The sequence below is a fragment of the Okeania sp. SIO2C2 genome, assembly GCF_010692625.1.
Taxonomy (GTDB): Bacteria; Cyanobacteriota; Cyanobacteriia; order Cyanobacteriales; family Microcoleaceae; genus Okeania; species Okeania hirsuta.
The window spans coordinates 138,703-144,702 of the sequence record NZ_JAAHGM010000008.1 but is presented as its reverse complement, the minus strand read 5'-3'; the positions used below and the strand labels follow the sequence as shown (position 1 = coordinate 144,702).

General features: G+C 40.1%; 2 protein-coding genes. One reads left to right on the top strand and one right to left on the bottom strand.

Annotated features, from left to right (window positions below):
- Positions 1–227 precede the first annotated feature (227 nt).
- Positions 228–1,445: a tyrosine--tRNA ligase gene (gene tyrS, locus F6K18_RS08445; RefSeq protein ID WP_287520064.1), complete on the bottom strand. Its 1,218-nt coding sequence runs from the start codon at positions 1,443–1,445 to the stop codon at positions 228–230.
- A gap of 1,539 nt (positions 1,446–2,984) precedes the next feature.
- On the opposite strand from tyrS, the gene F6K18_RS08440 reads away from it, so the two are divergent.
- Positions 2,985–4,799 carry a penicillin-binding protein 1A gene (locus F6K18_RS08440; RefSeq protein ID WP_353735036.1) on the top strand — a complete coding sequence of 605 codons (1,815 nt, stop codon included), beginning with the start codon at positions 2,985–2,987 and terminating at the stop codon, positions 4,797–4,799.
- The last annotated feature ends 1,201 nt before the right edge of the window (positions 4,800–6,000 follow it).

The following is a 6,000-nucleotide window of genomic DNA, read 5'->3' as shown; positions in this document are numbered from 1 at the left end:
ATTTTCCTTCGGTCTGAGCCAGAATTTTTGCCTATTAAATTTTTCCGGCTGTGAGTCTCAGCAAAAGTATTGATTAATTTTCAGTAGTTTATATTCTGGGTATTCAAACAAAAAAACTAAGACGTTGTAGTTTTGAGTCATTTCTACCTTGAGATTTTCTCCTCTCTCTGAGTCAGAAATTTTATCTACTGAATTTTTCCGACTGGGAGTTTTAGCAAAAGTATTAATTAATCCTTCATCAAGCGGACAAAATTTTTCTTACCCACCCGTAGAACCTTACCATCAAGGTCTGCCGGGGAGTCAAAAGTCAAATTCTGGTCTGAAATACGGTCGTCATCCAAACGTACAGCTCCCCCGGCAATTTTTTTCCTAGCTTCAGAGCTACTCTTACACAAACCACTAGCACTAACAACATAAAACAACTTTGCTGGAAACTCCACAGTAGCCAAAGAAAACTCTGGCACTGCTTGAGCTTGACTCATATCTCCCTCAAGCACTATTTCCATAGCCGTTTTTTGAGCCAACAAAGCAGTTTCCCTACCGTGGTACTGAGATGCAATATCCAAGGCCAACAACTTTTGTCTTTCGCGGGGATTTTCCGGCAATTCATCCAGAGATAAATCAGTCAATAATTCAAAATACTGTTCTATCTGGTCATCAGGAATTTTTTCCAACTTAGAATACATACTAAGAGGGTCTTCCGACAAACCCACATAATTTCCCAGAGACTTAGACATTTTCTGTACCCCATCAGTCCCCAACAAAATCGGCATCAACAGACCAAACTGAGTTTTTTTACCAAAATGCCGTTGTAAATCTCGTCCCACAGCAATATTAAACTTTTGGTCAGTACCCCCTAACTCCACATCAGCATCTACAGCCACAGAATCATAACCTTGCATCAAAGGATAAAGAAACTCATGGATATAGATTGGGTTTTCCTGCTGATAACGAAGAGCAAAACCCTCCTTCGCCAACATCTGCCCCACCGTCATTGTTGCCAAAAGCTCCAGAATATTTGCCAAGTCTAATTTAGAAAGCCATTCTGAGTTGTAGCGAATTTCTAAGCGCCCTGGCGTGTCAAAATCTAATATAGGCCGGACCTGCTCTAAATAAGTTTTAGCATTTTCCCGCACCTGTTCGGAAGTTAACTGTTTTCGGACTTCAGATTTCCCTGTAGGGTCGCCAATTCTTGCCGTAAAATCTCCTATGATTAATACTGCTGTATGTCCAGCATCCTGAAATGCTCGGAGTTTACGAACCGGAATACTATGACCTAAATGGATATCTGCTCCTGTGGGGTCAATTCCTAATTTAACTCGCAAAGGTCGGTCTGAATTGGCCAATCTCTGAAGTAAATTTTCATCAGGGTTTGTAGAATCTGGTCTATCTGGAAAAATTTCGCTGATGCCACGACGCAGCCATGTAAATTTATCAGTCATCATTTAGTTTTAGTTATATTGATATAGCTTTAGTTTGGGGGGTTAAATTAAATCTAGAGTAACTATGGTTTAAGTTATCCAGCAATCCTATATTTAGGGCTTGCTGAATAAATATCAAAGCATTTACAAGTAAAGGTTTGAGACTTTTTAGGTCTTGAAAAAGTACCTGGTTTTCAGCATGAAGGGCTGAAAAAGTTAGTATTTTGGGCGAGAGTTGGGCTAAAAAAATCTCCCCTACTCCCCTACTCCCCTACTCCCCTACTCCCCTACTCCCCTACTCCCCTACTCCCCTACTCCCCTACTCCCCTACTCCCCTACTCCCCCGCTCCCCTACTCCTTAAAAAAGACTTTTTCAGCAAACCCTATTTAGTCTTTAGTCATCTAAGATGCATTGAGATTTCATATTCTATATTCCCTTTCACAAAAAAAATTGGACTATATAGTTTAAACGCTGAACAGTTTACAAAGTCAACTGCTTAATGGCATCTAAGTAAAATATTATAGAAAAGTTCAGTAGATGTAAAAATTATTGTGTTTAAGCCTTCTTAATAATTAAGAGTGCTAAAGTAACATAAATTATTTATGAATATAATTCAACCTTATTCTTTCATCTTTTTCCCTATGGGTTTAAGATCCCACCGTCACCCCTGGTATCTACAATTGGTTGGTTCGTAGGTGCAGAGTGACAACTTTTCAGTATCCCATCCATTTTTCCAGTCCTTCAGTCCTTACTTGTTCCTTCTTCAAATATTTAATATACTTTGTAAGCTGAATAAATTAAGAAACCCTCGACTATCGCTGCTAGCTGACCAAGTAATTCACTTAAGAGATTATCAGCTATGAGCAGTAGAATTACAGAATATAAATCAATTAACCTCTCAAAATATATCTAACACCTAAACAATTTCTAAGTAGAACATGGTAAATTTTGGGCGCTATGTATCTATCAAATTGTAAATTAGCTCAAAAGTTTATATTCATTGCTTTTAGGGGTTTTTTGATTGAAAAATGCAACGTCTTTTTTCTAGTTTGCTCTACTTAGCTCTGCTCTAAAAATTGAAATTTAGTTTTGTAAGCTGAATAAATATAAGAGACGACCGTCTCTCACTGCTAACTAAGCAAATAATTCCGTCGAGAGGTTACCAGCTATTAACAGTAAAATCCCTTAATATAATCGGTTAATCTCTCAAAATATATTATCTAATACTAAATACGGTTATGAAAAGGTACTTGTCTTATGCTCAAATCCTAATGTATAGCAAAGAGTTCAACTTTTTGGAACATCCTTTACTAAAGTGGATTTGGTACAACACCGAACAGCAAAATTCCCTAATATAATCAGTTAATCTCTCAAAATATATCTAACACCTAAACAATTACTAGCTGTAAAATTTGAAATTTCGTCAAGGAAGTTAAATCAAAGTGTCCACCAACGCCCTCCCACATAAGCAAACTACAAAATCTCAGTCTGAAATTTCACCAGTCTTCGGATTTGTTCAATCTGTCAGTAAGGTAACAGCAGGTACCGTACTAGGCATTACTATGCTGACTAGCTCATTAGTTGCTGGTGGACTGGTAGGTTTAGCAATTAGCTTCCGTAATCTACCGGATGTTCGAGTGCTAAAAAATTACACACCTTCAGAAACAACTCACATATATGATGTCAAAGGCAGACCATTGGCCAGTCTCCACGATGAGGCCAACCGAGAAGTCATATCCCTAAACCAAATTTCTCCAGACTTAAAACGAGCAGTTCTAGCGATCGAGGATAGTAACTTCTATAATCACTACGGGATCTATCCTATCGGAATTATGCGTGCTTTTGTCGCCAACTTAGAACGGGGTAGAACTGTGGAAGGTGGTTCTACCGTAACTATGCAGTTGGTGAAAAATTTGTTTCTCTCCCCAACAGCCAAACTCAGTAGGAAAGTGGCTGAAGCAGTTTTGGCAATTAGGATGGAACAAATTCTCGATAAAAACGAAATTTTAGAATTATACCTCAACCAAATTTACTGGGGTCATAATCTCTATGGAGTTGAGACTGCAGCGAAAAGCTATTTTAATAAATCCTCCAAGGATTTAACTTTGGCTGAAGCTGCCTTGATGGCAGGTATGATTCCTGCCCCAGAAGAATATAGTCCATTTATCAATTACCAAAAATCCAAGCAACGCCAGGCCACTGTTTTAGCAAGACTGCGTGAACTGAATTGGATTACTGCTGAAGAGGAAGCTGAGGCTCTCAAGCAGCCATTGTTAGTGGGTAAAGTTACCTCTTTTCGTCAGAGTGAACTTCCTTATATTACTAATGCAGTTGTTCAGGAGTTAACTGAGAGGTTTGGTAAAGATGCTGTTCTTAAGGGAGGAATGCGGATACAAACGACCATTGATATGAATTTCCAACGGATGGCTGAAAGAACTGTGACTGAATGGCATGAAATCTTATATTACCGTCGGGTTTATCGGAGTTGGGACAAAGGTCAAATGGCATTAGTGGCAGTTGATCCACGCACCCACTTTGTGCGAGCAATGGTTGGTGGGGCAGATTTTAAGAGTAGTCAATATAATCGTGCTGTTCAAGCTCGCAGGCAACCAGGTTCTGCTTTTAAGCCTTTTGTTTATTACACTGCTTTTGCTTCGGGTAGATATTCCCCATATTCGGTTGTGTCTGATACTCGAGTTAGTTATCCAGATGGTAATGGTTATTACACTCCTCGAAATTATGGCGGTGGATATTCTGGCTCTGTTAGTATTCGTAAGGCTTTGGAGTCTTCTTTGAATATACCAGCGGTGAAAATTGGTCAATATGTTGGACTTAATAAGGTAATTGAGGTTTGTCGCATTTTAGGGATTAAGAGTCCGATGGAACCTGTTATTTCTTTACCACTTGGTTCGGTTGATTTGACACCTCTGGAGATGGCTGGTGCTTATGCGACTTTTGCTAATAATGGTTGGCATTCTGATACTACTTTTATTGTACAGGTTACAGATACCAGTGGGAATGTCTTATTGGATAATACTCCCAAACCTAAGTTGGTTCTCAATCAGTGGGCTGTAGCGTCACTTAATAGTGTATTGGTGGGAGTAATTGAACGAGGTACTGCTACTAGAGCTAAGATTGGCCGTCAGGCCGCTGGAAAAACTGGTACGACTTCTTCTGAACGAGATGTTTGGTTTGTAGGTTATACACCTCAGTTGGCAACGGCTGTTTGGGTGGGCAATGATGATTATCGGCCTCTAAATTATGGTGCTACTGGTGGTACTACTGTTGCACCGATCTGGCGTAATTTTATGAACCAAGCCTTGAGAGGCCAGCGTCGCGAATATTTTCCCCCAGCATATAAATTTGAGAGGCCATAAATTAGTGTCTAATAAGATTAAGAAGGAAGAGCGAATTTGAAAGTTGGGAACCCCCTAAATTGATTTATTGGGCATTGCTGAATTAAGGTATGAAAGTAGGTTTATAGGGAATAGGGAATAGGGAACACCGGATCTGGGAATATAAAGTTAATATTAATAAGTAGTTCAAACCATCCAAAATAAAAAAATCCCAAATACAAAATTATCAAATCATACCCAGAATCAGCAACGCCATTTATTGTTTATGGGGATTCATCAATTGACATCCTTCCGACGTTGCCCTTGGGCGACAATGCATGATTCCTAACCATCACTGATTAGGGGTTTCTTTGACATCTCCAGGGGTTGAAACACCCTGGATTCTGTGGCAAATCCACCGCAAATGGGACGGGGCGTTTAAAGTGCGGAAGTAAATTCCGCACGCAGCCCCTCATAAATCCACATTTGCTTAAAGCCTGAAGGGCAGACTTCTAAACTCCTCGGCATAGATCATTGTCTAGCTGTGAGCTGACTTTTTTTGTCGCTTTCACGAGTGGTTTGACTCTAGATATTGGAGCTATAAATCGCTGCTCTAGCTGCGTTACTTGCTTTTCCTACGGAATGCGGAGCTAACAGCCGTCGTAGGAAGCATCGTCCCCGTCTCCTGTCCGCCGGAATTTCACCGCACTAGCGGTCTTGTCATGGCGACAAACCTTGTTCTTACTCACTACTTCTAGTATAGCATACTTTTACTCCGGGTTAAAACCCGCGCGTCGTTATTCAACCAGGGGATAAATCTCCCTGGCTAACTTTCTCCCGTCAGTTTTTATATTTCCTCTTGCCTCCGGAGGAGGAGCTGCGCTAACATAGCACCTGCCTCCGAGGTCAATCCTCTTTTTGGTGTTAAGGTAGCTCCACAGTACGTCGCCAACCCGACGGCTTCCCTAGACACTAATAGCCCAGAAGGCTTAACTTAACTATCATAGCACACAATCTGTGAAAACCTCAACATTGATTGGTTTTTCCATCCCTCTGCTCCTCTTCGGAAGAACGCAGGTTTTCAAGTAACGTTGAGATAAATAAACAAAAGAACACTATAAGTTTGTATCTCTAAGATAGGTTCTATTTTGAATTTTCCTGATTTGAGTCAAGGCTTAAATAGCATTTTTTTTGTTGCTATAGCAGAAGGAAGAAGCAAGAAAGAAAAATCTTGCGTTCTTTG